The sequence below is a fragment of the Amycolatopsis sp. SID8362 genome (assembly GCF_010550475.1).
In the GTDB taxonomy this organism is placed as follows: domain Bacteria; phylum Actinomycetota; class Actinomycetes; order Mycobacteriales; family Pseudonocardiaceae; genus Amycolatopsis; species Amycolatopsis eburnea.
Map to the genome: position 1 here is coordinate 1 of NZ_JAAGNB010001351.1, position 282 is coordinate 282.

At 78.0% G+C, this 282-nt stretch carries 1 protein-coding gene; it reads left to right on the forward strand.

What is annotated here, in order from left to right; genetic code table 11:
- On the forward strand, nt 1–282 hold a 282-nt coding region (locus tag G3I65_RS41275), incomplete at both ends, for a carboxymuconolactone decarboxylase family protein (RefSeq protein WP_203612651.1).

The following is a 282-nucleotide window of genomic DNA, read 5'->3' on the forward strand; positions in this document are numbered from 1 at the left end:
GGGATGCTCGCCCCGCCGATGGCGCTGCACTCGGCTTCGCCCGAGGCGCTCGCCGCGGCGTGGCTGGTGCTGCGGGAGTCGCTGGTGGCGGCCGGGTCCGCGAGCCGGGCGGACAAGGAGGTCGTCGCGGCCGCCGTGTCCGCGGCCAACGAGTGTCCCTACTGCGTCGAGGTGCACGGGATGGCGCTGGGGTCGCTGGGCGACCCGGCCGCCGCCGCGGCCATCGAGGCCGGGGACGTCGGGGGTATCCCCGATCGCGACACGCGGGCGCTGGCGGCCTGG